The following is a 21,702-nucleotide window of genomic DNA, read 5'->3' as shown; positions in this document are numbered from 1 at the left end:
GCTTGCCGCCCCCTTGCGCGACACCACGCCGCACACCATTTCCCCGCCTCGCCGCGGGAACGCTCGGGCCACCTTCGCCGCTCTCCCAAACGTGAAGCCGATTTCGACGGCGCCCCTGTGTTAAAGCGGCGCAGTTGGGCGGCGGCCTCTTCCAAAGCCGCCGCTTTTCCATATCTAATTCATGAAGGCGGGTGATTTGCCCGCCGGGAGAAAGCGGTCGATGGCCGAGCGAAAGCAAGGCGGACAAAATAACGGCGCGGGCTCTTCGGTCGTCACGGAAGTGAAGCCGAAGACGCAGAAGCCCTCGTTGTATCGCGTACTGATCCTTAACGACGACTACACCCCTATGGAGTTCGTCGTTTACGTGCTCGAACGGTTCTTCAACAAGTCGCGCGAAGACGCGACTAGGATTATGTTGCACGTTCACCAGAACGGTGTCGGGGTCTGCGGCGTTTTCACTTACGAAGTCGCCGAGACCAAGGTCGCCCAAGTGATCGACTCAGCCCGCAGACATCAGCACCCGCTGCAGTGCACCATGGAAAAGGATTGAGGAGCCTCCCCTTGCCCTCTTTTTCGCGTCCTCTCGAAGAATCCCTCCACCGCGCGGTGGCTTACGCCAACCAGCGAAAGCACGACTACGCCACGCTCGAACACCTGCTGCTGTCGCTCACCGACGATGACGACGCAGCCGGGGTCATGCGAGCCTGCGACGTGGACCTGACCGCTCTCAAGAAGAGCTTGGTCAATTATCTCGACGTCGAGCTCTCGTCCCTCGTGGTCGACGACGAAGAAGACGCCAAGCCCACGGCGGGCTTCCAGCGCGTCATCCAGCGCGCCGTCATCCACGTCCAGTCGTCCGGCCGCGAGGAAGTCACCGGGGCCAACGTCCTGGTCGCCATCTTCTCCGAACGCGAGAGCCACGCCGCCTACTTCCTGCAGGAGCAGGACATGACGCGGTACGACGCGGTGAACTTCATCGCCCACGGCATCGCCAAGAAGGCCGGCGCTTCCGAGCCCAAGGCCGCCAAGGGCGCGACCGCGGTCGAGGAGGACCAGGAAAAGCCCAACACCAAGACCGGCGGCGAGGCCCTCGAGGCCTACTGCGTCGACCTCAACGAAAAGGCCCGCCAGGGCAAGGTCGACCCGCTGATCGGCCGCGCGAACGAAGTGGAACGCGCGATCCAGATCCTGTGCCGCCGCACCAAGAACAACCCGCTGCTCGTCGGCGACCCCGGCGTCGGCAAGACCGCCATCGCCGAAGGCCTGGCGCGCAAGATCATCACCCACCAGGTCCCCGAAGTCCTGGCGGAAGCCACCATCTACTCGCTCGACATGGGCGCGCTGCTGGCCGGCACCCGCTATCGCGGCGACTTCGAGGAACGCGTCAAGCAGGTGGTCAAGGAACTCGAGAACCACCCCAACGCGGTGCTGTTCATCGACGAGATCCACACCGTCATCGGCGCCGGCGCCACCAGCGGCGGGGCCATGGACGCCTCCAACCTGCTGAAGCCGGCCCTGGCTTCGGGCACCCTGCGTTGCATGGGCTCGACCACCTACAAGGAGTTCCGTCAGCACTTCGAGAAGGATCGGGCCCTGGTCCGTCGCTTCCAGAAGATCGACGTCAACGAGCCGACGGTGGAAGACACCATCAAGATCCTCAAGGGCCTGAAGACCTACTACGAGGACTTCCACAAGCTGAAGTACACCGCCGAGGCCCTGAAGGTCGCGGTGGAGCTGTCGGCCAAGTACATCACCGACCGCAAGCTGCCCGACAAGGCGATCGACGTGATCGACGAGGCGGGCGCGGGCCAGATGCTGCTGCCGGAAAGCCGTCGCAAGAAGATGATCGGCGTCAAGGAGATCGAGGCCGTCGTCGCCAAGATCGCCCGCATCCCGCCGAAGTCGGTCAGCAAGTCGGACACCGAGGCCCTCAAGGAACTCGAGGCCGACCTGAAGCGCGCCGTGTTCGGCCAGGACGAGGCTATCCTGCAGCTGTCCTCGGCCATGAAGCTGGCGCGTGCGGGCCTGCGCGATCCGAACAAGCCGATCGGCTCCTATCTGTTCAGCGGCCCCACCGGCGTCGGCAAGACCGAAGCCGCCAAGCAGTTGGCCTCGACGCTCGGCATCGAGATGATCCGCTTCGACATGTCGGAGTACATGGAGCGCCATACCGTGAGCCGCCTGATCGGCGCCCCTCCCGGCTATGTCGGCTACGACCAGGGCGGCCAGCTGACCGACGCCGTCGATCAGCACCCGCACGCGGTCGTCCTGCTCGACGAAATCGAGAAGGCCCACAGCGACATCTACAACATCCTGCTGCAGGTCATGGACCACGGCACCCTGACCGACTCCAACGGCAAGAAGGTCGACTTCCGCAACGTGGTCCTGATCATGACCACCAACGCGGGCGCCTCCGACGCCCAGCGGCAGTCGATCGGTTTCGGCCGCTCCAAGGTCGAAGGCGAGGAAGAGGCCGCCCTCAAGCGCCTGTTCACGCCGGAGTTCCGCAACCGCCTGGACGCGACGGTGGCCTTCAAGCCGCTGACGCCGGAGATCATCCGCCAGGTCGTGCAGAAGTTCGTCATGCAGCTGGAGGCGCAACTCGCCGACCGCAACATCACGATCGAACTCTCCGACGACGCCGCCGACTGGCTGGCCAAGAACGGCTTCGACGAGCTCTACGGCGCCCGTCCGCTGGCCCGGGTCATCCAGGAGCACATCAAGAAGCCGCTGGCCGACGACATCCTGTTCGGCCGCCTGATCCGCGGGGGCCACGTCAAGGTGGTGCTCGAGAACGGCAAGATCGGCTTCGAGATCGAAAGCGCCTCGGAAGGCAAGTCCGGCAAGTCGCCCTCCGACGAAGGAGAGGCCGAGGAGCCGGCCCTGGCCGAATAAGGCCAGTCGCCAAATGATCAGGGAAAAGGCCCGGAGCGATCCGGGCCTTTTTCTTTAGCGCAGGTGACGCGCGCCGAGCGTGGTGAGCAGGCGCAAGGCCCGCTCCTCGTCGAGGCCGGCGGGCGTGAAGTGCTCCAGCCCCACCTCGGACAGGGCCGAGGCGTCCTCCACCTCCAGCCGACGCTGGCCCATGTTCCAGTCGCGGAACAGCCGCCGCTCGGCCGGGCCGTCGGCGATCAGCACGATCTCGTCGTGGCGCGGGTCGCGGCCGATGCGCGCGAAGGCCTCGGCGACGGTCTGACCCGGCCCTTCCAGCACCTGCAGGAACCGCCCCTCCCCGGCCGCCAGGAAGCCGGTGATGTCGTCGACGCGGTTGTTCTGGATCGACCTGGCGACCACGGCGCGCAGGGTTTCGTCCAACTGCTCGGGATGTGCGGCCCGGCTCGCATAGACCAGGCGATAGAGGCCGCGCCGGGCCAGGATATCGGTCATTCACGGTCCTCGGCCGCTACTGAAGCTTGGGCCGGAGGGTAAAGTCGCGGAACCGTTAAAAGGTTCACTCCGCTCGCGCGCCAGCTGTAGACAAAACAAGAACAAACGCGTAACGTGAGGGCGTGACCCATGCGGCCTTCGACACCTTGAGCGCCTCCAAGCGTCTGCGTGAAGCGGGCCTGAACGAACGCGCGGCCGAGGCGATCGTGGAACTGGTGCAGCAGACGACCGTGCTCCCCGACATCAGCGAACTGGCGACGCGCTCGGAACTGCAGGCGGTGAAGGGCGAGCTGAAGAGCGAGATCACTTCGGTGCGCAACGAACTCAAGAGCGACATCGCCCTCACCGAGGCCCGCATCCGCACCGACCTCAGCGAGAAGATCCGTCTTCAGGGCTGGGCGTTGCTGGGCGGCATGGCCGTGCTGGTGTCGATCTCCACCGCCCTGATCAAGCTGCTGCCCTAGTCAGCAGCCTTCGGGGCTCAGCCCTGGCCGCGCTCGCGGATGGCCTTCACTTCGCGCCAGATGCGGAACAGGTACTCCACGCTCGCCGCGCCGCCGATGAAGCCGATCGAGTAGCCGAGGCTGTTCAGGAAGGTCGAGATCGACTGGCTGAGCGGCGCCAGGGCCGAGCCCTGCTGAAGCGCCGAGATCACGCCGATCAGCTGCACGATGTCGCCAAAGAGGCTGACGATCGCCGCGGCGGCGACGATGCGGGTCACCGGATGCAGGCGGCCAAAGAAGCCCGCCACGCGGTCGGCCGGTGCGTTCAGAGCGTCGGACACGTCGTCTCTCCCTGCGCGCCCATGGCCCGCAACTGATGATAGGTTCGGGCGAGGAACTCGACCCAGGCCGCGCCCGCCACGCTGGCGACGATCGCGCCCAGCCGCAGCAATCCATCGCCCAGCCACCGGGCAAGCCAGGCCTGCAGGAAACCGATATCGGCCGGACCGATCGACGGCATGCGCGTCGCCTCGCCGGCCGCGTAAGCGACGCCGACGAAATAGCCGGCCAGCACGACCAGTTGCAAACCGGCCGCCCCCAGCAGGATCCAGGTGATCGGATGAAGTTTCATGCAGCCCCCGCGCCTCCTATGCAGGCGTTCGCGCGGGGTCGCAACTTCAGGCTTCAGAGCGCCGCGGCGATCTTCGCGGCCAGGGCCTTCAGCTCTTCGGCGTCGGCCATGCCTTCGCCGTGACGGCCCAGCGCCTGGCCATCGTAGCGGGGGATGACGTGGAAGTGCAGGTGGAACACCGTCTGGCCGGCCGGCGAGCCGTTGAACTGGGTGACGACGACGCCATCGGGCTTCAAGGCCTGCGTCACCGCCCGGGTCGCCTTCTGCACCGCGCCGATCAGCCGCCCCAGGGTCTTGGGCTCGGCCTCCAGCACGTTGCGCGCCTTCGACGTCTTGGAGATCACCAGCAGGTGGCCCGGCGACTGCGGGAAGGCGTCCATGAAGGCCAGGACCTCGTCGTCCTCGAACACCTTCACGCTCGGGATCTCGCCGCGAACGATCTTGGCGAAGATGTTGTCCGGGTCGTAGGTTCCGTGAAGGCTCATGACCGTCTCCATTGCGTGGGACAGGTCCTAGCAAACCACGAGGGGGGCGCAAGCGTGGGCAAGACCGACGAGGCCGGACAAGGCCTGACCGACCGCCAGAAGAAGTGGTTCGCCTCGGTGCAGGCCAGCCTCGAGCGCGACACCGGCAAGACCCTCGCCGAGTGGGTCGAGATCGTTCGTCGCGACTGCAAGGAGACCAGACCCAAGGCCCGCGTCGACTGGCTGAAGGCCAATTACGGCCTGGGCGTCAATCGCTGCGCCCACATCCTGGGCGAGGCCTTCCCGTCGGAACTGGGCTGGGACGACGCGAGCGGCCTGCGCGCGGCGCTATGGACCGACCCGGCCTCGACGGCGATCCTGGAAGCGATCGAGGCGGCCGTCGCCGACTTCCCAGGCCTCGTCACCGGTCAGCGCAAGAGCTTCACCGCCTGGTCCGCCAAGGTCCAGTTCGCCGCCGCCAAGCCGGTGAAGGGCGGAACCGTCTCCCTGGGCCTGGCCCTGACGCCCGACGCCTCCCCTCGCCTCTCCGAACCGAAGAACGAAAGCTGGTCCGAGCGGCTGAAGGCCAAGCTGGCCCTCGCCTCCCCGGCCGAGGTCGACGACGAGGTCGCGGCCCTGCTGAAAGCGGCCTGGGACCGCTCCTGAACGGGAACGCGGGAGGCCACAGCCACGTTTTTGACGGCGGGAGGACAAGAGCCATGTCCAAGGAAGCCGATCTCACCGCCAAGTTCTGGAAAGCCCTCAAGAACGACCGCACCGTGATGCTGGGACTGCCCGACGTCGAGGGCGGCCACAGCCAGCCGATGACCGTCCTGATGGACGGCGATCACAGCGGACCGATGTGGATCTTCACCTCGGCCGACAGCGACCTCGTCGCCGCCCTGCCCCACGAGCGCGACGCGGTGATGCACTTCTCGTCCAAGGGCCACGATCTCTTCGCCCAGATCGACGGCCATCTGCGCATCGACACCGACTTCACCACCGTCGAGCGCCTCTGGAACCCGTTCATCGCCGCCTGGTTCGACGGCATGGACGACCCGAAGCTGCGCCTTCTGCGCTTCGAGCCCGAGCACGCCCGCATCTGGCTGAACGAGAACAGCCTGTTCGCCGGCATGCGCCTGATGCTCGGCCGCGATCCCAAGCGCGACTACCGCGACAAGGTCGCCGAGGTCGTGCTGCATTAGTCCGGATCGACGTTCATTGCCCGCCCCCCCCAATCCGTCTTTCCCCGCGAAGGCGGGGATCCAAACTGACGTTCCGGAGGAGGCCCGGCAGCAGGTCATCCGTCGGCTCGGCTTGGATCCCCGCCTTCGCGGGGATGCTCGGTGGAAATGGGCTCTAGCTTCTGAAAGCCGATCCGCCGAGCGCTTCAGCGCGCCTCGCGAAACGGCGAATATTCCTCGGTGAGCATCTCGATCTCCTGCTCCACCGCCTCGCGCTCGCGCTCCAGATAGCGCGCCACCGGCTCGCGCAGGGCCGGGTCGGCGATCCAGTGCGCCGAGTAGACCGCGCTCGGCAGATAGCCGCGGGCGATCTTGTGCTGCCCCTGGGCGCCGGCCTCGACGCGCGGCAGGCCAAGCCGGATCGCATGCTCGATGGCCTGGTAGTAGCAGAGCTCGAAATGCAGGAACGGCACGTCCTCGGCGCAGCCCCAATGGCGGCCATAGAGGCAGTCGCGACCGATCAGGTTCAGGGCCCCGGCGAGCCACGGCCCGCCCGGCCGCCGCGCCAGGATCAGCAGCACCTTGTCGGCCATCCGCTCGTGCAGCAGCGAGAAGAACCGCCGGTTCAGATAAGGCCGCCCCCACTTGCGGGCGCCGGTGTCCATGTAGAAGCCGAAGAAGGCGTCCCAGTGCTCCGCCCTCAGCTCGTCGCCCGACAGGGCCACGATCTCCAGCCCGTCCTGGGCGTCGCGCCGCTCGCGGCGGATGGTCTTGCGGCGGTTCGACGACAGGGCCGCCAGGAAGTCGTCGAAGGTCCCGTAGCCGGCGTTTTCCCAGTGATACTGCTGGTCCTGCCGGCGCAGCAGGCCGCGATCGCCCATCCAGTCCCACTCGTCGGCGGTCGGGAAGGTCACGTGCAGCGACGAGGCCTTCAGGCGGTCGCACAGGGTCAGCGCCCCGCCCAGCAGGGCCGAGCGAGCCTCGTCGGGATCGACGTCGGGCCGCGCGATCAGCCGCGGGCCCGTCACCGGCGAGAACGGCGCCGAGCACTGGAGCTTGGGATAATAGTCGCCTCCCGCCCGCTCGTAGGCGTCGGCCCAGGCGTGGTCGAAGACGTATTCGCCCTGGCTGTGGTTCTTCAGATAGAGCGGCATCACCCCGCCGATGGCGCCATCCACGTCGGCGACGCTGACATGATGCGGCGCCCAGCCGGTGCGATCGCTGGCGCAGCCGCTCTCTTCGAGGATGTCGAGGAAGTCGAAGCTGACGAAGGGGTCGCCGGACGGACCGGCGCAGGCGTCCCAGGCTTCCTTGCCGATATCGGCGATGCGGCGGTGGATGCGCACCTCCGCCTTAAGCGAACTCACGCCGTGAAGCCCTCGAAGATCAGGTTGTCGCAATGGTCGGAGACGGCGTCCCACTGGTCCTGGGAACGCACCGTCCAGGCGATGATCGGCATCCCCTTGCCCCGGAACACGTCGGCGCGCGCGCTGGGCAGCATGTCGAGCCCCAGGGCCAGGAAATCGGGCCGCGCCAGCTCCACCTGCTCCAGCGCCGCCAGCGACTTGCGCAGCTCCGGCGCCAGCTTGCGGGCGTTGTCGTCGTTCCAGCCGTAGGAATCCAGACCCCGCAGGATCTGCGGATGATGGTCGGCGAACCAGGCATGCGAATAAGGATTGAAGCCGATCACCGCGATCGGACCGTTGTGGTCGATCAGGATCTCGGAGACCTTCTTTTCCAGTTCCCCCACTTCGCCGAACGGGGTCTTGAGCTCGATATAGACCATGGCCCGGTGGCCGATCACCGCCAGGGCGTCGGCCAGGGTCGGGATGGTCTCGTCCGTGCCCGACAGCTTCAGCGCCCCCAGTTCAGCGGCGGTGTGGTCGCGCAGGCGGCCCTCGGCGCCGGTCAGGCGCTCCAGGCGATCGTCGTGGAAGACCACCGCCTGTCCGTCAGCCGTCAGTTGCACGTCCAGCTCGATGGCGTAGTCCTTGGCGCAGGCGGCCTGGAAGGCGGCCAGGGAGTTCTCCGGCGCGCCGCCAGGCGTCCACAGTCCGCGATGGGCCACGGGCGGATCGAACAGGCGCTCCCACGCCTCGCCGAACACCTCGGTCCCGGGACGCGGACGGGCGCGCATCAGAAGACCTCCACCACGGCGTCGACCTCGACGGCGAAGCCCAGCGGCAGCTTGTAGACGCCGACGGCCGAGCGGGCGTGGCGGCCGGCGTCGCCGAACACCTCGACCATCAGGTCCGAGGCGCCGTTGATCACCTTGGGGATGTCGATGAAGTCCGGGCCGGCCTGCACGAAGCCGCCCAGCTTGACGATGCGGGCCACCTTGTCGAGGTCGCCGGTCGCGGCCTTGATCTGGGCCAGCAGGTTGATGCCGCACAGGCGGGCGGCCTTCTGGGCGGTCTCCAGGTCGACGTCGACCCCGACCGTGCCCTTGATGCCGCCCGAGGCGTCGAGCGAGATCTGGCCGGAGATGTGGACGAGGTTGCCCGACCGCACGAACGGCACGTAGTTGGCCACCGGCGCCACCGGTTCCGGCAGCGTGATCCCGAGACCCGCCAGACGCTCTTCCACCTTCGACATTCAAACGCTCCCTTACCGAGTGCGCATGCTTAGCAAGGGGAAGCCTTCGCACAAGAAAAAAGGCCCGGACGCACCGTCCGGGCCAAAGGGCGCAAGAAAAAAGGCCCGGACGCGAGGTCCGGGCCGAAAGGCTGGGTAGATCCGCGAAACGACCCGCAAGCGGGGCCGTTCCGAATTCGGTTTGGTTAGCGAGCGGCCTGGAACTTCGCGACCGTGGCGGTGACGCGCTCGTTCAGCGGCTTCACCGAGTCCTTGATCGAGGCCGAGACGATCTCCGAGGCCTTGCTGACCTGGGCGATGTAGGCTTCCAGGGCCGACTTGGCCCAGGCGGTCTGCAGCTCGACGGCTTCCTGCACGCTCTTGGCCGAAGCCAGGGCCTTGGCGGCGGCGACTTGGTCCTCGGCGGCCTTCTTCGAGTAGGCGAAGGCTTCGGCGCCCAGGGCTTCGGCGCCCTTGGTCGCGGCGGTCACCGAGGCGACGACGGCTTCGAGGTTCTTCTTCGAATGGGTGTTGGCCTCGGCCAGGGCGGCGAGCGACTTGTCGACGCCGTCCTTGAACGCTTGGTTGCCGGCGGAGGTGTATTGCTCGACGGTGCTCTTCAGGGTCTCGGTGACGGCCATGGGGAAGGCTCCTGGGCAGGTGGCGGGGCACGGGTTCGAGCGACGGGTGGAATGAGACGTTCCGCGGCCCTGCCCCATGCGTTGGGACGACATGGTTTTCTCATGTTGCAGTGCAGCAGTCAAACGTTTTTGTGCAGCGCACCATAACCTAGGGTGAAGCTGCTCCGTGCGCTGAGTTCCCGCATGGCGCGAACGCGACGCGGCGATGAACCAACGGAGGCGAAGCGTTGCCGCAACGCCCAAGTTTTATCTCATTCTGCGGCGAAATCGCTCACCAGTTGTTTACTTTGGCGTAAGGCGACAACGCGCATGCTAGGTTCACGCGTGTGGCGGTGCGGAACCGCTCAGTTCAAATGACGGACGTTTGTCGCATGTTCGCCAAGCTTAACTCCGCCCGTAGCCTCCTCGTCGCCGTCGGCTTCGCCGCGGCCGCGCTGGTCGGCGTCGCTGCTCCCACCGTCGCTTCGGCCCAGATCCCGTACCTGCAGCTCAACGCCGCGGAACCCAAGTACGCGGCCATCGTGATCGACGCCAATTCGGGCGAAGTCCTTTACGACAAGCGCGCCGACAGCCCCCGCTATCCGGCCTCGGTCACCAAGGTGATGACGCTGTACCTCACCTTCGAGGCGCTCAGCGAAGGCCGCCTGAAGCTGACCGACCGCGTGCCGATCTCGCCGCGCGCCGCCGCCCAGGCCCCGACCAAGATGGGCCTGCGTCCCGGCGACAGCCTCAGCGTCGACGAAGCGATTCGCGCCATGGCCGTGAAGTCGGCCAACGACATCGCCACCGCCATGGCCGAGAAGCTGGCCGGCAGCGAAAGCCGCTTCGCCGCCCTGATGACCCTGCGCGGTCAGGAACTGGGCATGCGCAACAGCCGCTTCGTCAACGCCTCGGGCCTGCCCGACAGCCGCCAGATCAGCACGGCCCGCGACCTGGCCATCCTGTCGCGCGCCACCATGCGCGACTTCCCGCAGTACTATTCCTACTTCAGCCTCAAGGGCTTCGAGTTCCGCGGCAGCTATGTCCGCGGCCACAACCGCCTGCTCAACAGCATGGACGGCTTCGACGGCCTGAAGACCGGCTACACCAATGCATCCGGCTACAATCTCGCCGGCTCGGCCGTGCGCGACGGCCGCCGCCTGATCGCCGTGGTCCTGGGCGGCTCCTCGACCGCCTGGCGCGACAACAACATGGAAGACCTGCTGACCACGGGCTTCGACGTGCTCAAGCGCCGTTCGCACGGCGAGCGCACCACCATCGCCGCCAACCTTTATGAGGACGAGCCGACCGGCCCGATCATGCGCCCCTCGTCCGAAGAGGGCGACGGCGACCAGGCCGGCCTGAAGATCGTCCTGACCGACAACCCCAAGCCCGTCCCAGTGAAGGTCTCCCCCACCCTCAAGGCCGCCAAGGACGCCGCCAAGCCGGCCCCGAAGAAGGTCAAGGGCGAGTGGAGCGTCCAGGTCGGCGCCTTCCAGTCCAAGAGCCTGGCCAACAAGCAACTGGGCCTGGTGCGCGACCGCTTCGCCAAGGCCGTGGCCGACGCCGAGGGGGCCGTGGTCGGTGCCGCCGGCGGGGCCTTCCGCGCCCAGTTCCAGGGCATGACCGCCGAGGCCGCCCGCGCCGCCTGCTCGGCCATCACCGCCAAGCGCCAGCCCTGCATGGTCATCGCCCCGCGCTGATCCCTTGCGGGCTCTTTGAGCTGCAATTTGAAAAGCCGGCGACCTCGCGGTCGCCGGCTTTTTCTTTGCGCTTGAACGGGTCGCCCCCTCCTCCGAGCATCCCCGCGAAGGCGGGGACCCAAGCAGAGTCAGCGGGTCTATCACCGAGCGCGCTTCATCCTGAAAGTCAGCTTGGATCCCCGCCTTCGCGGGGATTGAACGGTGATGGGTGTGCAGAGGTATGGGCGCCGAGGCCTCACCGCCCCTTGAGCAGCCGGTCCCGCGCCGCGTTGAGCTGCGCCGCCAGCCCCGCCGTGCCGCCCTTGTCGGGATGGGCCAGGCGGATCAGCCGGGCATAGGCGGCCTGGATCTCTTCGGCGCCGGCCTGGGCGTCGACGCCCAGGATCGAGCGCGCCTCGCTGGCCGACAGCTGGGCCTTGCCCGGCTCGGCCACCTTGCGGATCACCGGACGCTGGCGGGCCGAGGTGGCGCACCACAGGCCCAGCACGCACAGGGCCAGGGTCGCCGGCCACTGGCTGCGCACGCCGGCATAGGCCGCCGCGGCGAAGGCCGCGGCCGAGGCCACGCCCGCGCCGACGCGCCAGCCCTCGCCGGCCAGCAGCGGCTTGCGCTTGCCCCACAGCAGCCAGGCGACGACCACGCCGCCGAGGATCAGGTAGAAGAGCATCAGCGGTCCCGCCGCCGCCCCAATGAATTATTGGGCGGCGAGCAGAGTTTCACCCGAGAACGCCGCCAGGCCAAGCGAGTGCATCAGCGCCCTCAGTTCCTGACGCGCGGCCAGGTGCTGCAGCGACACCGGCACCGGACGCACCTGGGTCGACAGGTCGGCGATGGTCAGGCCGAACGGGAACAGCTCGCGATAGATCACGCGGTCGCGCAGGCCGGGACCCATGCGGAAGCCGACACGCTTGGCCAGGGCCGTCAGGCGGTCTTCCAGGCGCTTGCGGTTACGGGCCTCGGTGGTGGCCAGGCGGTTGCGCAGCACCACCCAGTCCAGCGGCTGGCGCTGGCCGGCCATGGCGCGGGCCTTGCGGGCCTCCCACACCGTCTGGGAATAGAGGCTGGGCTTCTGCAGCTCCATGGTCACCGGGTCGACGTGGCCCAGCATGTCGAAGTCGACGAAGCTGTCGTTCATCGGGGTGACGATCAGGTCGGCCAGGCCATGGGCCATGCGCGTGATCTGGGTGTCGCCGCCAGGCGTGTCGATCAGCACGAAGTCGGCGACCTCGCGCGCGGCCAGGAACGCCTTCTCGAACGCGGCGACCTGCTCGGCCTCCGAGGCCGCGGCCAGGGCGATGTCGTTGTCGCTGAGACGGAAGGTCTGCGGCATCGGCAGCTTGATGTCGTTGCCGGCCAGCCAGGCCACGCGGTTCTCGCAGAACCGCATGCTGGTGCACTGACGCAGGTCCAGATCCATGATCGCGACCCGGGCGCCGCCGTACAGCAGCGACGTCATCAGGTGCATGGCGATGGTGGACTTGCCGGCGCCGCCCTTTTCGTTGCCGACGACGATCACGCGCGTTTCGGCCATTGGCTTCATCCTTCGTTCCGCCCGACTCGGCGAATCTAACCAAAATCTTAACGCGCATGAAGCGCCCTGCACGCCATCAGCGTCAATCTTGTGGCGCCCGGCGTCCACAGACTCCGCGTCGCAGGTGGACCGACTGTCCCAGATCGGCCATAAGCCGCCCCGTCCGAACGCTTGTTTTTGCGTTGCAGCAGAGTTCCGCCATGACCCGCATCGTCCGCACCGTCGCCGAACTGCGCCAGCAAGTCCGCGCCTGGAAGGCAGCCGGCGAGCAGGTGGGCCTGATCCCGACCATGGGCGCGCTGCACGAAGGCCACCTGTCGCTGATCCGTCTGGCCCAGACCAAGGTGCAACGCACCGTGGCCAGCGTCTTCGTCAATCCCAAGCAGTTCGCCCCGCACGAGGACTTCGACGCCTATCCGCGCGGCGAGGCCCGCGACGCCGAACTCCTGGAAACCGTCGGCTGCGACCTGCTGTTCGCGCCCAATGGGGCCGAGATGTACCCGGAAGGCTTCGTGACCAGCATCAACCTGACCGGCGTGTCCGAGCCGCTGGAAGGCGCCGCCCGCCCGCAGTTCTTCGGCGGCGTCGCCACCGTGGTCACCAAGCTGCTGATCCAGGCGGAACCGGACATCGCCGTCTTCGGCGAGAAGGACTACCAGCAGCTCCAGGTTATCCGCCGCGTCACCCGCGACCTTGATTTGCCCGTCGAGATCGTCGGCGCCCCCACGGCCCGGGCCGAGGACGGCCTGGCCCTCTCCTCGCGCAACGCCTACCTGTCGCCCGAGGAACGCGCCGCCGCCGTGGCCCTGCCGAATGCCATGAAGGCCGCCATCGCCGCCGTCCAGGCTGGCGAACGCGTCGAGGCCGCCGAGGCCGCCGGCAAGGCCGCCCTGACCGCAGCCGGCTTCCGCCAGGTCGACTATTTCGACTTCCGCGACGCCGACGACCTGTCGCGCCTGGGTCCGGACGCCCTCAACGGCGTCACGGCCCGCCTGCTGGCCGCCGCCTGGCTTGGCAAGACCCGCCTGATCGACAACATGGCCGCCTAGCCGCCACCGGGGAGCTCCAGCCATGCTGCTCCTCGACCTCGTCCTGCGCGGCGGCGCCACGGCGCTCCTGGCGCTGATCGCCCTCGTCCTGCTGCGCGACCGCAGAGGGTCTGGCCTCGCCCGCCTCAGCGCCGCCTTCGCCTGCGGCGGTCGAGCATCTGAGCTCGGCGATCTTCCGATGCGCCCAGCCCTCGCCCCTGGTCGACGCGGCGGGACCGGTCGCCAACCTCGTCGTCGGGGCCCTGGCCTGGGCGGCGGCGAGCCGTGCCCGCACGCCCGCTCCACGGCTCCTGCTGGTCCTGGTCGGCACGTTCAGCTGGTTCTGGGAGGGCGGCTACGCGCTCAAGGCCATGCTGCTGCGGGACGGCGACCTCTATTTCGGCCTCGCTGGCGCCTTGGGGGCGGTTCCGGTCGCGGTGCGCTTTCTGGCGGCGACGATGGGAGTCGGCCTCTATGTCGTGACGCTACGCCTGGCCCGTTCGATGCTCGGCGACGGAACGGCCAGGACGGCCTGGCTGGCGGCGACGCTCGCGGCCCTGCTGGCCGCCCTGGCGAGCACGCGCGACCTGGGTCCTGGCCTGCGCGACGCGGGCCTGGAGATCGGCCTGGCCTCGGCCCCGTTGATCTGGATCGGTGGAAACGCCGCGTCCCGGGGCCTCGCCCGGGACCGCGCGCTGATCGTCGCCGCGATCGTCGTCTTCGCGGCGTTCGTGCTGACCTTGGGCCGAGGGCTGCCCTGGCCCGGCTAGACCTTCACCGCCAGGGCGACGCCGACGGCGATCACCATCGCCAGGAACAGCAGACCCATGCCGAGCGCCACGTAAGCCAGCCGCATCTTCGCTCTCCTCACAAGACCGAGGATCGAGCGTCGCACCCTTGGGTTGACGATACGCTAAGCGCTCACCAGGCGCCGAGTTCGCGCAGTTGCCGCGCCAGTTCCGGCGGCATGTCGGCGGCCTCGCCCTCGGTCAGGTCCGGCGGGGCGTCTTCCGGCTTGAGATAGCGCCAGCCCTGGAAGGCCCGGCGCGGCTGGGGCGCGACGCGGACGATGTTAGGATCCACCGTCACTTCGCAACGCGCCGCCTGCCCCTCGCCCACCGTGTCGATGGCCAGGATGGTCTGGCGGCACAGCACCTGGCCCTTGAACACGCGATAGAGCGAGCCGCCGTCGAGGATCTCGTCGATGCGCTTGGGCGTCATCCGGGTGTGCATCACCCACGGATGGCCTTCCTCGTGCCAGGCGAGAAGGTCGTCGATGGTGTCGCAGCCGACGACCAGCTTGATCATGTGCAGAGCCATGAGGCCGATGTAGCGCGTCGCGGTCGCGGCGCAAGCGGAAGGCTCGGACGAGCCCCGCTCCCCACCCGTAAAATCCCCGCGAAAGCGGGGACCCAGGTGTTTTATCGTCGAGCGCCGTGGATTGCAGAAAAAGCCTAGGTCCCCGCCTCCGCGGGGATTTTACGGTTTTGGAGAAGGATCAGGAAACCGCCTCCAGCCGCGCCAGCACCACGCCCTCGGCGACCTGCCCGCCGGCCACGGCCGAAAGCTCGCCCACCACGCCGTCGAACGGCGCGGCCAGGGCGTGTTCCATCTTCATGGCCTCGAGCACCATCAGGGTCTGGCCCTTGGTCACCGCCTGGCCGGCCGCGACCGCCACCGACACCACCTTGCCCGGCATCGGCGACAGGATCGCCCCGTCCGACGCCGCGCCATGAGCGCCGCCGCCGACCTTCGGCGCGAAGTCGAACTCGCGCACGTCGCCGCCCTCGAACACGTAGAGCGGATCGCGGCCGTAGACGCCGGGCAGCACGTCGACGTCGTCCAGCGCCCGGCCGTCCTCGACGGTGATGTCCCACGACCAGTCGTCGCCCGCGCCCGCCACCAGGCCGACCCGCAGCGGAACCTTGGCCCCGTCCACGGTCAGCGGCAGGTCCATGGCCGCGCGCGGGGCGTTCATGCGGAAGCCCAGCAGGCGCGAGGGCGCGCTGGCCCAGGGATCGGCCTTGGGCTGGTCTGCGGCCATGAAGCCTTCCAGCCGCTGGCCGATCGCGGCCAGGGTCGGGGCGTCGCTGAACGTCCGCTCGGTCAGTTCCTCCAGCCGCGCGGCGATGAAGCCGGTGTCGATCGCGCCCTCGACGAAGTCGGGATGGCTGGCGCAGGCGGCCAGGAAGGCGGCGTTGGTCTTCACGGGGTAGACCTCGACCAGCTTGCAGGCCTCGGCCAGGCGATGGGCGGCGTCCTCGCGATCGACGCCGTGGGCGATCAGCTTGGCGATCATCGGATCGTAGAAGGCCGTGACCTCGCCGCCCTCCTCCACCGCGCTATCGACGCGCACGTCGCCTTCGGGCAGGCGGAAGTGCTTCAACGGCCCGGTCGAGGGCAGGAAGCCGGTGGCCGGATTCTCGGCGTAGAGGCGGGCCTCCATGGCCCAGCCCTGCAATTCGATCTCGTCCTGGGCCAGAGGCAGCGGCTCGCCGGAAGCGACCAGAAACTGCCATTCGACCAGGTCCTGACCGGTGACCATCTCGGTGACCGGATGCTCGACCTGCAGGCGGGTGTTCATCTCCATGAACCAGATGCGATCGGCGCGCAGGCCCTCGCTGGCGTCGGCGATGAACTCCACCGTGCCGGCGCCGACATAGCCGACGGCCTTGGCCGCCAGCACCGCCGCGCCGCACACGGCCTCGCGGGTCTCCTCGTCCATGCCGGGGGCCGGAGCCTCCTCGATGACCTTCTGGTGGCGGCGCTGCAGCGAGCAGTCGCGCTCGAACAGGTGCACCACCTCGCCGAACTGGTCGCCGAACACCTGCACCTCGATATGGCGCGGCCGGGTCACGTACTTCTCCAGCAGCACGCGGTCGTCGCCGAAGCTGGCCGCGGCCTCGCGGCGGCACGAACCCAGGGCCTCGGCGAAGTCCTCGGCGCGATCGACCTTGCGCATGCCCTTGCCGCCGCCGCCGGCCACGGCCTTGATCAGCACGGGAAAGCCGATGGCGGCCGCTTCCTTCGAAAGACGCGCCTCGCTCTGGTCGTCGCCCAAATAGCCGGGCGTGGTCGGCACGCCAGCTTGGATCATGAGCTTCTTGGCGGCGTCCTTCAGGCCCATGGCGCGGATGGCCGACGGCGGCGGGCCGATCCAGACCAGGCCCGCGTCGATCACCGCCTGGGCGAAGTCGGCGTTCTCCGACAGGAAGCCATAGCCCGGATGGATCGCCTCGGCGCCGGTCTGGCGGGCGGCGGCCAGGATCTTCTCGGGGACCAGATAGCTTTCGCGAGCCGGCGAGCCGCCGATCAGGATGGCCATGTCGGCCTCCATCACGAACGGGGCGTGGGTGTCGGCCTCCGAGTGGACGGCGATGGTGCGCACGCCCATCTCGCGCGCGGTGCGGATGATCCGGCGCGCGATCTCGCCGCGATTGGCGATCAGGACCGACTCGATCAACGCATTCCTCCTCGGGACGAGGCTCTTTTCGGAGAGCCTCCATCGCATGTTTCGTTGTTGGCCGACGTTTATGCCCGAAAAGGCCGTCACACCAGCATGACCTTTGCCGAAGGCCGTACGTTCCACGCCAGCTTGCCCCCTGCCCTCGCCGTTGCAAAGCGCCGCGGGAACCCGGATCGTCCGATCGGTGAAGTCGCGTAGGAGCCTCGATGCCCGTCGATCATTCGCGCCGGGCCCTGGCCCTCGCCGCCGCCGCCCTGGCCATCGCGCCGGCGGCCAAGGCGCGGACCGCCCCCGCGCCGATGCTGCGTCTGCCGAACATGCCGCTGCACGACCCGTTCATGGTCGCCGACGAGCAGGCCGGGCTCTACCGGCTCTACACTTCGAACATCCCTCGCCTCAGCGGAACGCCGGGCCTGGGCACGATGATGTATGTCAGCCGCGACCTGCTGGACTGGGAGAAGCCGAAGACGGTGTTCACGGCTCCGACCGACGCCTGGTTCAAGGGCGGCGCCTGGGCGCCGGAGGTCCATTTCTGGAAGGGCCGCTGGCGGCTCTTCACCACCTTCCACGACGAGGCCGCCGCCCTGCCGCCGGTCGGCAAGCGCAGGCCCTACCGGCGCGGCACGATCCTGGCGGTCGCCGACCGTCCCGAAGGTCCCTTCACGGTCGTGCGGGGCGGCGAGCCGGTCGCGCCCAAGGCGCTCATGACCCTGGACGGCACGCTCCACGTCACCCCCGACGGGCGTCCCTGGTACGTCTATTCGCGCGAGTGGCTGCAGGTCGGCGACGGGGCCATCGAGGCCCTGCCCCTGAGCGACGACCTCGCCGCCGCCGGCCCGCCGATCACCCTGTTCACCGCCAGCCAGGCGCCATGGGCCGACGGCAAGCGACAGCCCGAAGGCGACCTGGCCTATGTCACCGACGGCCCGCAGCTCTTCACGACCAAGACGGGCCAGTTGCTGATGCTGTGGTCCAGCTATGACCGGAACGGCTACGTCCAGTCCCAGGCGCGGTCGACGACGGGCAAGCTGGAAGGCCCGTGGGAGCAGTGGCCGCCGCTGGTCCGCCACGACAGCGGCCACGGCATGCCGTTCCACCGCTTCGATGGGCAGCTGATGATGATCGTCCACCGGCCGTTCAAGAACGCCCGCGGCAAGCTCTACGAGATGCGCGACGCGGGCGATCGGCTTGAGATCGTCCGCCAACGGATCGACCTGGACGGAGATGCGGCGGAGGTGATCGGATAGCGGCGGACGACCGGTCGCCGCGGTCGCCGCTGGCCGGCGAGGGGCGAGACTGATAGAGCGCCCCATGAAACAAGCGCTCCTGATCATCGACGTTCAGCCCTGCTTCGAGCCGCCCACCTGGCAGGTGGAGCAGATCTCGCGACTGGCGCCGACCCTGTATTCGGTCGCGACCGTGGAGCGGCATGACGAGGCGGTGACGCCCTTCTGGGGGCAACTTGGGTGGAAGCCTGCCCCCGCCGACGACCCGCTCGTTCCCACCGACAAGGTGTTCGTGAAGCATGGCTATCTCCCGCCGCCCGCGCTGATCGACCACCTGAAGTCGATAGCGGTTGACCAGGTGCTGGTGTGCGGGATCCAGGCGGACACCTGCTGCCTGGCCGCCGGTTTCATGCTGTTCGACGCGGGCCTGCGCCCGACCTTGCTCAAGTGGCTGACGGTCGGCTCGTCGCTCGATCGCTCGGCTGGTTTGGGCGCGAACCTGTGGAAGCACCACTTCGGGAGCACGAGCGTCCTTTATGACGCCAGCGAACTTCGGAACGACTGACGCTCACGCCGCCCGGGCGTACGCCACCCGGAACCCCACGTGCGAGGTTCCCAGCCCCTCCTCCTGCGCCTGCCAGGCGGCGGGGCGGAAGTTGGCGCAGTAGTTGAAGGCGCAGAGGAACGAGCCGCCCTTGATCAGGCGTTCGGGTCCGCCGCTCGCGGCGGCGCTCGACGTCCACTCCCAGGCGTTGCCGATCATGTCCACCAGGCCGAAGGCGTTGGCGGAAAAGCAGCCGACGGGCGCCAGGCCCGTGAAGTGGTCTTCGTTGCTCTGGGACAGCGGGAACTCGCCCTGCCAGGTGTTGGCGGTCGGCTTGCCGTCGTCGTCATAGGCCCAGGCCTGGGGCGAACGCGGGCCGGACTGGGCGCCGCGCGCCGCACGTTCCCATTCGGCTTCGGTCGGCAGGCGACCGCCGGCCCAGCGGGCGTAGGCCTGGGCGTCGTCATAGGTCACGTGCACCACCGGCTCGTCGGCATGGGCCAGGTCGTCGGCCCCGCCGCCGTGCGGATGACGCCAGTTGGCCCGGCGCACCAGCTTCCACCACTGGGCCGCGTCGTCGCCGGACAGATGCTCGGGCTGGACGAACACCGCCGAGGCCCCCTCCCGCTCGGCCTGGGTGACATGGCCCGTGGCGTCGACGAAGGCGGCGAACTGGCGGTTGGTCACCTCGTGGCGGTCGATCCAGAAACCCTCGACGGCCACGGCCTTGCCCGGCTTGCCCGGACCATCCTCGCCCAGCGCCACGGCGCCGGCGGGAACGAAGGCGCGGCCTTCCCTGTCCTCGCCCTTGCGGGCATGGCAGGCGCCGGGGGCGGCGGCGCGTATGGCCGCCACCTCGACGCCCGCCGGATCGGCGACCGTGAAGCCGCTCGTCGCCAGGCCGGCGACGAGGGCTCCAGCGGCGACCGCCCAGGAAAGGCCGCGCCGGCTCATTTGCCGCTGGTCTTGGCGGGCGCGGCGGCGCCTCCAGCGGCCGGCGGGGCCGGCGGCAGCACCACGCCGTTGTCGGCGGCGTAGCGGTTCCAGGCCTCGACCAGTTCCTTCAGCTTCTCGGGCTGGCTGGCGGCCAGGTCGACGGCTTCGGCCGGGTCGCTCTTCAGGTTGAAGAGCTGCCAGTTGGCCGGCAGCACCGCTTCGCGCGAATAGGCCGCCCCGCCCGGGGCCGTGGGCAGATAGACCGCCTTCCAGTCGCCGCGACGCACCGCCCGGCGGAAGAACAGCTCCCAGGCCACGGTGTCCTGCGGGCCGCGCACCGAGGCGTCGGGGCTGGCCAGGGCCTGGACCCACGAATGACCGATGGCCGGGGCGACGGCACGGCCGCGATAGGTCTCCGGACGCTTCACGCCCGCCAGTTCCAGCACCGTGGCCTCGACGTCGGTGACGTGGGCCAGGGAGTCGACGATGCGGCCAGCGCCCTTGACGCCGGGGCCCTCGACGATGGCCGGCGTGTGGATGCCGCCCTCGGTCGAATAGCCCTTCACCAGCCGCGTCGGCGACGTCGCCGCCTGGGCCCAGCCGGGGCCGTAGCCGACGTGCGAGCTGGCGCGGCCCAGGTTGTCGAAGCTGTTGTCGACCTTCAGCGCCGCCAGCTTGGCCGGATCGAAGACCGCCCGCACGGTGTCGATACGGCTGCCCTCGGCGCCGTTGTCCGACAGGAAGACGATGATGGTGTTGTCGTACTGGCCCGTCTCCTTCAGGGCCGCGACCACCTTGCCGACGTTCTGGTCGAGGCGATCGACCATGGCCGCGTAGATCTCCATCTTCCGCGCCTCGACCTTCTGCTGCTCGGGAGTGAGCGAGCTCCAGGCCGGCACGTCGACGAACGGATGCGGCTTGGCGTCCTTGGCCACCAGGCCTAGCGCCTTCAGCTTGGCCAGCCGCTGCTCGCGCAGGGCCTCGTAGCCCGCGTCGTAGCGGCCCTTGTACTTGGCGATGGTCTCGGGCGGGGCCTGCAGCGGCCAGTGCGGCTCGGTGAAGGTCAGGTAGCCGAAGAACGGCCGGCCGTCCTTGGCGCCGTCGCGGACATACTGGGCCATCCGGTCGCCGTAGAAGTCGGCCGAGAACACGCCCTTGGGATAAGTCACGACCTTGCCGTCCTCGCGGAAGGTCGAGGCCGCGCCGGCGGCCGCATAGGCCTCGTTCTGGTCCTCGCCATAGTGGTTCTGCAGGCCTTGCAGCAGGGCGTAGGAGCGCTCGAAGCCGCGCGCGGTCGGCGACTGGTCGTCGGTCAAACCGAGGTGCCACTTGCCGGCCATCACCGTGCGGTAGCCGGCGTCGCGCAGCAGTTCGGCCACGGTCACCGAGCGGTCGTTGAGATAGCCCTCGTAGCCGGGCTGGCCCTTCTGGCCGGGGGTCAGGATCTCGGCCATCGAGCCCAGGCCGACCTGGTGATTGTCCGAGCCGGTCAGCAGCATCGAGCGGGTCGGCGAGCAGGTGGCGGCGGTGTGGAAGCCCGACAGGCGCACGCCGGCCTTGGCCAGGGCGTCGAGGTTCGGCGTCTCGATCTCGCCGCCGAACGCGCCCAGATCAGAATAGCCCAAGTCGTCGGCCACGATGATCAAGAAGTTCGGTCGCTTCTCCACGCTGCGCGTCGCGGCCGGAGCCGTCGGTTCGGCGGCGTTGGCGAGGCCGCCCGCAAGGCAGGTCGCGGCGATCATGGCGCCGGCCAGGAGCCGTCCGCGCAGGGTGTTTCGATAGGTCTTCATGACGCTTTCCCTCAGCTTTCCCTTTCCCCTAAGGCCTCCCTGCTCGGAGGCGCTTACGACAATTTCGAAACGCACCGTTGAGAATTTCTGTAATGCCGATCGGAGTAGTTGGGATTTAAAGCTCCCTCCGCACCGCAACGACGACGCATCGGCGAAGGGCCCGCCGAGGCGTCAA

General features: G+C 68.5%; 24 protein-coding genes. 10 read left to right on the top strand and 14 right to left on the bottom strand.

Annotated features, from left to right (window positions below; translation table 11 throughout):
* Positions 1-220 precede the first annotated feature (220 nt).
* Positions 221-550, top strand: a complete 330-nt coding sequence (clpS, locus tag AC1RRS_RS23295; RefSeq protein WP_101715544.1) for an ATP-dependent Clp protease adapter ClpS — start codon at positions 221-223, stop codon at positions 548-550.
* Positions 551-561: 11 nt separating this feature from the next.
* On the top strand, positions 562-2,895 hold the full coding sequence (gene clpA, locus AC1RRS_RS23290; RefSeq protein WP_492857263.1) for an ATP-dependent Clp protease ATP-binding subunit ClpA: 2,334 nt from the start codon (positions 562-564) through the stop codon (positions 2,893-2,895).
* Between the two features lie 54 nt (positions 2,896-2,949).
* Here the strand turns inward: clpA and AC1RRS_RS23285 are convergent, their stop codons facing one another.
* Positions 2,950-3,387, bottom strand: coding sequence for a BLUF domain-containing protein (locus AC1RRS_RS23285; protein ID WP_492857261.1), 438 nt, complete (start codon positions 3,385-3,387; stop codon positions 2,950-2,952).
* Between the two features lie 122 nt (positions 3,388-3,509).
* Here AC1RRS_RS23285 and AC1RRS_RS23280 point away from each other — a divergent pair, with 122 nt between their 5' ends.
* Positions 3,510-3,851, top strand: a complete 342-nt coding sequence (locus AC1RRS_RS23280) for a CCDC90 family protein (protein ID WP_492857260.1) — start codon at positions 3,510-3,512, stop codon at positions 3,849-3,851.
* Between the two features lie 17 nt (positions 3,852-3,868).
* On the opposite strand, the gene AC1RRS_RS23275 is transcribed toward AC1RRS_RS23280, so the two are convergent.
* Genes AC1RRS_RS23275 through AC1RRS_RS23265 form a run of 3 tightly spaced genes read right to left on the bottom strand, consistent with a single transcriptional unit; the run spans position 3,869 to position 4,946 of the window.
* Complete coding sequence (locus AC1RRS_RS23275) at positions 3,869-4,171, bottom strand: hypothetical protein (RefSeq protein ID WP_492857259.1); 303 nt, start codon at positions 4,169-4,171, stop codon at positions 3,869-3,871.
* Positions 4,156-4,461 carry a hypothetical protein gene (locus AC1RRS_RS23270; RefSeq protein ID WP_492857257.1) on the bottom strand — a complete coding sequence of 102 codons (306 nt, stop codon included), beginning with the start codon at positions 4,459-4,461 and terminating at the stop codon, positions 4,156-4,158. Before AC1RRS_RS23270 ends, AC1RRS_RS23275 begins: the two co-directional genes overlap by 16 nt.
* Positions 4,462-4,514: 53 nt before the next feature.
* Positions 4,515-4,946, bottom strand: coding sequence for an HIT family protein (locus AC1RRS_RS23265; protein WP_492857255.1), 432 nt, complete (start codon positions 4,944-4,946; stop codon positions 4,515-4,517).
* A gap of 54 nt (positions 4,947-5,000) precedes the next feature.
* On the opposite strand from AC1RRS_RS23265, the gene AC1RRS_RS23260 reads away from it, so the two are divergent.
* Together AC1RRS_RS23260 and AC1RRS_RS23255 are read left to right on the top strand one after the other, a co-directional pair.
* Positions 5,001-5,591, top strand: a complete 591-nt coding sequence (locus tag AC1RRS_RS23260) for a DUF4287 domain-containing protein (RefSeq protein WP_492857253.1) — start codon at positions 5,001-5,003, stop codon at positions 5,589-5,591.
* A gap of 53 nt (positions 5,592-5,644) precedes the next feature.
* Entirely contained in the window at positions 5,645-6,130 is a 486-nt protein-coding gene (locus AC1RRS_RS23255) for a pyridoxamine 5'-phosphate oxidase family protein (RefSeq protein ID WP_492857252.1), read from the top strand.
* 185 nt (positions 6,131-6,315) lie between these two features.
* On the opposite strand, the gene AC1RRS_RS23250 is transcribed toward AC1RRS_RS23255, so the two are convergent.
* From AC1RRS_RS23250 to AC1RRS_RS23235, 4 genes are all read right to left on the bottom strand, one after another.
* Positions 6,316-7,476, bottom strand: coding sequence for a GNAT family N-acetyltransferase (locus AC1RRS_RS23250; RefSeq protein ID WP_492857251.1), 1,161 nt, complete (start codon positions 7,474-7,476; stop codon positions 6,316-6,318).
* Complete coding sequence (locus tag AC1RRS_RS23245; protein ID WP_492857250.1) at positions 7,473-8,246, bottom strand: glycerophosphodiester phosphodiesterase; 774 nt, start codon at positions 8,244-8,246, stop codon at positions 7,473-7,475. Before AC1RRS_RS23245 ends, AC1RRS_RS23250 begins: the two co-directional genes overlap by 4 nt.
* Complete coding sequence (locus AC1RRS_RS23240; protein ID WP_487289766.1) at positions 8,246-8,704, bottom strand: RidA family protein; 459 nt, start codon at positions 8,702-8,704, stop codon at positions 8,246-8,248. The genes AC1RRS_RS23245 and AC1RRS_RS23240 overlap by 1 nt, the downstream gene beginning before the upstream one ends.
* Positions 8,705-8,889: 185 nt before the next feature.
* Positions 8,890-9,324 carry a phasin family protein gene (locus tag AC1RRS_RS23235; protein WP_492857248.1) on the bottom strand — a complete coding sequence of 145 codons (435 nt, stop codon included), beginning with the start codon at positions 9,322-9,324 and terminating at the stop codon, positions 8,890-8,892.
* A gap of 371 nt (positions 9,325-9,695) precedes the next feature.
* Between AC1RRS_RS23235 and AC1RRS_RS23230 the strand changes: the two genes are divergently transcribed.
* Positions 9,696-11,006, top strand: a complete 1,311-nt coding sequence (locus tag AC1RRS_RS23230; RefSeq protein ID WP_492857246.1) for a D-alanyl-D-alanine carboxypeptidase family protein — start codon at positions 9,696-9,698, stop codon at positions 11,004-11,006.
* Positions 11,007-11,241: 235 nt separating this feature from the next.
* Here AC1RRS_RS23230 and AC1RRS_RS23225 read toward each other — a convergent pair whose 3' ends face one another.
* Both AC1RRS_RS23225 and mipZ read right to left on the bottom strand, forming a co-directional pair.
* Complete coding sequence (locus AC1RRS_RS23225; protein ID WP_487289764.1) at positions 11,242-11,673, bottom strand: J domain-containing protein; 432 nt, start codon at positions 11,671-11,673, stop codon at positions 11,242-11,244.
* A 27-nt stretch (positions 11,674-11,700) separates the two neighbouring features.
* Positions 11,701-12,537 carry a division plane-positioning ATPase MipZ gene (gene mipZ / locus AC1RRS_RS23220; protein ID WP_110119014.1) on the bottom strand — a complete coding sequence of 279 codons (837 nt, stop codon included), beginning with the start codon at positions 12,535-12,537 and terminating at the stop codon, positions 11,701-11,703.
* 200 nt (positions 12,538-12,737) lie between these two features.
* Between mipZ and panC the strand changes: the two genes are divergently transcribed.
* Both panC and AC1RRS_RS23210 read left to right on the top strand, forming a co-directional pair.
* The gene (panC, locus tag AC1RRS_RS23215; RefSeq protein WP_492857244.1) at positions 12,738-13,586 is read left to right on the top strand and encodes a pantoate--beta-alanine ligase; all 849 of its coding nucleotides are present in this window, start codon (positions 12,738-12,740) and stop codon (positions 13,584-13,586) included.
* A gap of 350 nt (positions 13,587-13,936) precedes the next feature.
* Positions 13,937-14,335, top strand: a complete 399-nt coding sequence (locus tag AC1RRS_RS23210) for a hypothetical protein (RefSeq protein WP_492857243.1) — start codon at positions 13,937-13,939, stop codon at positions 14,333-14,335.
* Between the two features lie 151 nt (positions 14,336-14,486).
* Here the strand turns inward: AC1RRS_RS23210 and AC1RRS_RS23205 are convergent, their stop codons facing one another.
* Complete coding sequence (locus tag AC1RRS_RS23205) at positions 14,487-14,885, bottom strand: DUF1489 family protein (protein ID WP_487289760.1); 399 nt, start codon at positions 14,883-14,885, stop codon at positions 14,487-14,489.
* A gap of 178 nt (positions 14,886-15,063) precedes the next feature.
* Positions 15,064-17,028 carry an acetyl/propionyl/methylcrotonyl-CoA carboxylase subunit alpha gene (locus AC1RRS_RS23200; protein WP_492857241.1) on the bottom strand — a complete coding sequence of 655 codons (1,965 nt, stop codon included), beginning with the start codon at positions 17,026-17,028 and terminating at the stop codon, positions 15,064-15,066.
* A gap of 209 nt (positions 17,029-17,237) precedes the next feature.
* Between AC1RRS_RS23200 and AC1RRS_RS23195 the strand changes: the two genes are divergently transcribed.
* Together AC1RRS_RS23195 and AC1RRS_RS23190 are read left to right on the top strand one after the other, a co-directional pair.
* A complete protein-coding gene (locus AC1RRS_RS23195) occupies positions 17,238-18,278 on the top strand; it encodes a glycoside hydrolase family 43 protein (protein ID WP_492857240.1) in 1,041 nt (346 codons plus the stop codon).
* A 64-nt stretch (positions 18,279-18,342) separates the two neighbouring features.
* The gene (locus tag AC1RRS_RS23190; protein WP_492857239.1) at positions 18,343-18,822 is read left to right on the top strand and encodes an isochorismatase family protein; all 480 of its coding nucleotides are present in this window, start codon (positions 18,343-18,345) and stop codon (positions 18,820-18,822) included.
* Between the two features lie 3 nt (positions 18,823-18,825).
* Here the strand turns inward: AC1RRS_RS23190 and AC1RRS_RS23185 are convergent, their stop codons facing one another.
* Positions 18,826-19,755, bottom strand: coding sequence for a formylglycine-generating enzyme family protein (locus AC1RRS_RS23185; RefSeq protein ID WP_492857238.1), 930 nt, complete (start codon positions 19,753-19,755; stop codon positions 18,826-18,828).
* Positions 19,752-21,527 (bottom strand): arylsulfatase, encoded by a 1,776-nt coding sequence (locus AC1RRS_RS23180; protein WP_492857237.1) that lies wholly within the window; start codon positions 21,525-21,527, stop codon positions 19,752-19,754. The genes AC1RRS_RS23185 and AC1RRS_RS23180 overlap by 4 nt, the downstream gene beginning before the upstream one ends.
* Between the last annotated feature and the right edge of the window lie 175 nt (positions 21,528-21,702).

This window comes from Caulobacter sp. GW821-FHT12A07, from assembly GCF_058807655.1.
Note: the sequence above shows the minus strand (reverse complement) of the source record. Positions and strands in the feature narration are given on the sequence as shown.

Coding starts and splice junctions, on each gene's coding strand:
- clpS (WP_101715544.1), top strand. CDS start 221: ATGGCCGAGCGAAAGCAAGGCGGACAAAATAACGGCGCGGGCTCTTCG.
- AC1RRS_RS23285 (WP_492857261.1), bottom strand. CDS start 3,387: ATGACCGATATCCTGGCCCGGCGCGGCCTCTATCGCCTGGTCTATGCG.
- AC1RRS_RS23270 (WP_492857257.1), bottom strand. CDS start 4,461: ATGAAACTTCATCCGATCACCTGGATCCTGCTGGGGGCGGCCGGTTTG.
- AC1RRS_RS23265 (WP_492857255.1), bottom strand. CDS start 4,946: ATGAGCCTTCACGGAACCTACGACCCGGACAACATCTTCGCCAAGATC.
- AC1RRS_RS23255 (WP_492857252.1), top strand. CDS start 5,645: ATGTCCAAGGAAGCCGATCTCACCGCCAAGTTCTGGAAAGCCCTCAAG.
- AC1RRS_RS23245 (WP_492857250.1), bottom strand. CDS start 8,246: ATGCGCGCCCGTCCGCGTCCCGGGACCGAGGTGTTCGGCGAGGCGTGG.
- AC1RRS_RS23240 (WP_487289766.1), bottom strand. CDS start 8,704: ATGTCGAAGGTGGAAGAGCGTCTGGCGGGTCTCGGGATCACGCTGCCG.
- AC1RRS_RS23235 (WP_492857248.1), bottom strand. CDS start 9,324: ATGGCCGTCACCGAGACCCTGAAGAGCACCGTCGAGCAATACACCTCC.
- AC1RRS_RS23230 (WP_492857246.1), top strand. CDS start 9,696: ATGTTCGCCAAGCTTAACTCCGCCCGTAGCCTCCTCGTCGCCGTCGGC.
- AC1RRS_RS23225 (WP_487289764.1), bottom strand. CDS start 11,673: ATGCTCTTCTACCTGATCCTCGGCGGCGTGGTCGTCGCCTGGCTGCTG.
- mipZ (WP_110119014.1), bottom strand. CDS start 12,537: ATGGCCGAAACGCGCGTGATCGTCGTCGGCAACGAAAAGGGCGGCGCC.
- panC (WP_492857244.1), top strand. CDS start 12,738: ATGACCCGCATCGTCCGCACCGTCGCCGAACTGCGCCAGCAAGTCCGC.
- AC1RRS_RS23210 (WP_492857243.1), top strand. CDS start 13,937: ATGCTGCTGCGGGACGGCGACCTCTATTTCGGCCTCGCTGGCGCCTTG.
- AC1RRS_RS23205 (WP_487289760.1), bottom strand. CDS start 14,885: ATGGCTCTGCACATGATCAAGCTGGTCGTCGGCTGCGACACCATCGAC.
- AC1RRS_RS23195 (WP_492857240.1), top strand. CDS start 17,238: ATGCCCGTCGATCATTCGCGCCGGGCCCTGGCCCTCGCCGCCGCCGCC.
- AC1RRS_RS23190 (WP_492857239.1), top strand. CDS start 18,343: ATGAAACAAGCGCTCCTGATCATCGACGTTCAGCCCTGCTTCGAGCCG.
- AC1RRS_RS23185 (WP_492857238.1), bottom strand. CDS start 19,755: ATGAGCCGGCGCGGCCTTTCCTGGGCGGTCGCCGCTGGAGCCCTCGTC.
- AC1RRS_RS23180 (WP_492857237.1), bottom strand. CDS start 21,527: ATGAAGACCTATCGAAACACCCTGCGCGGACGGCTCCTGGCCGGCGCC.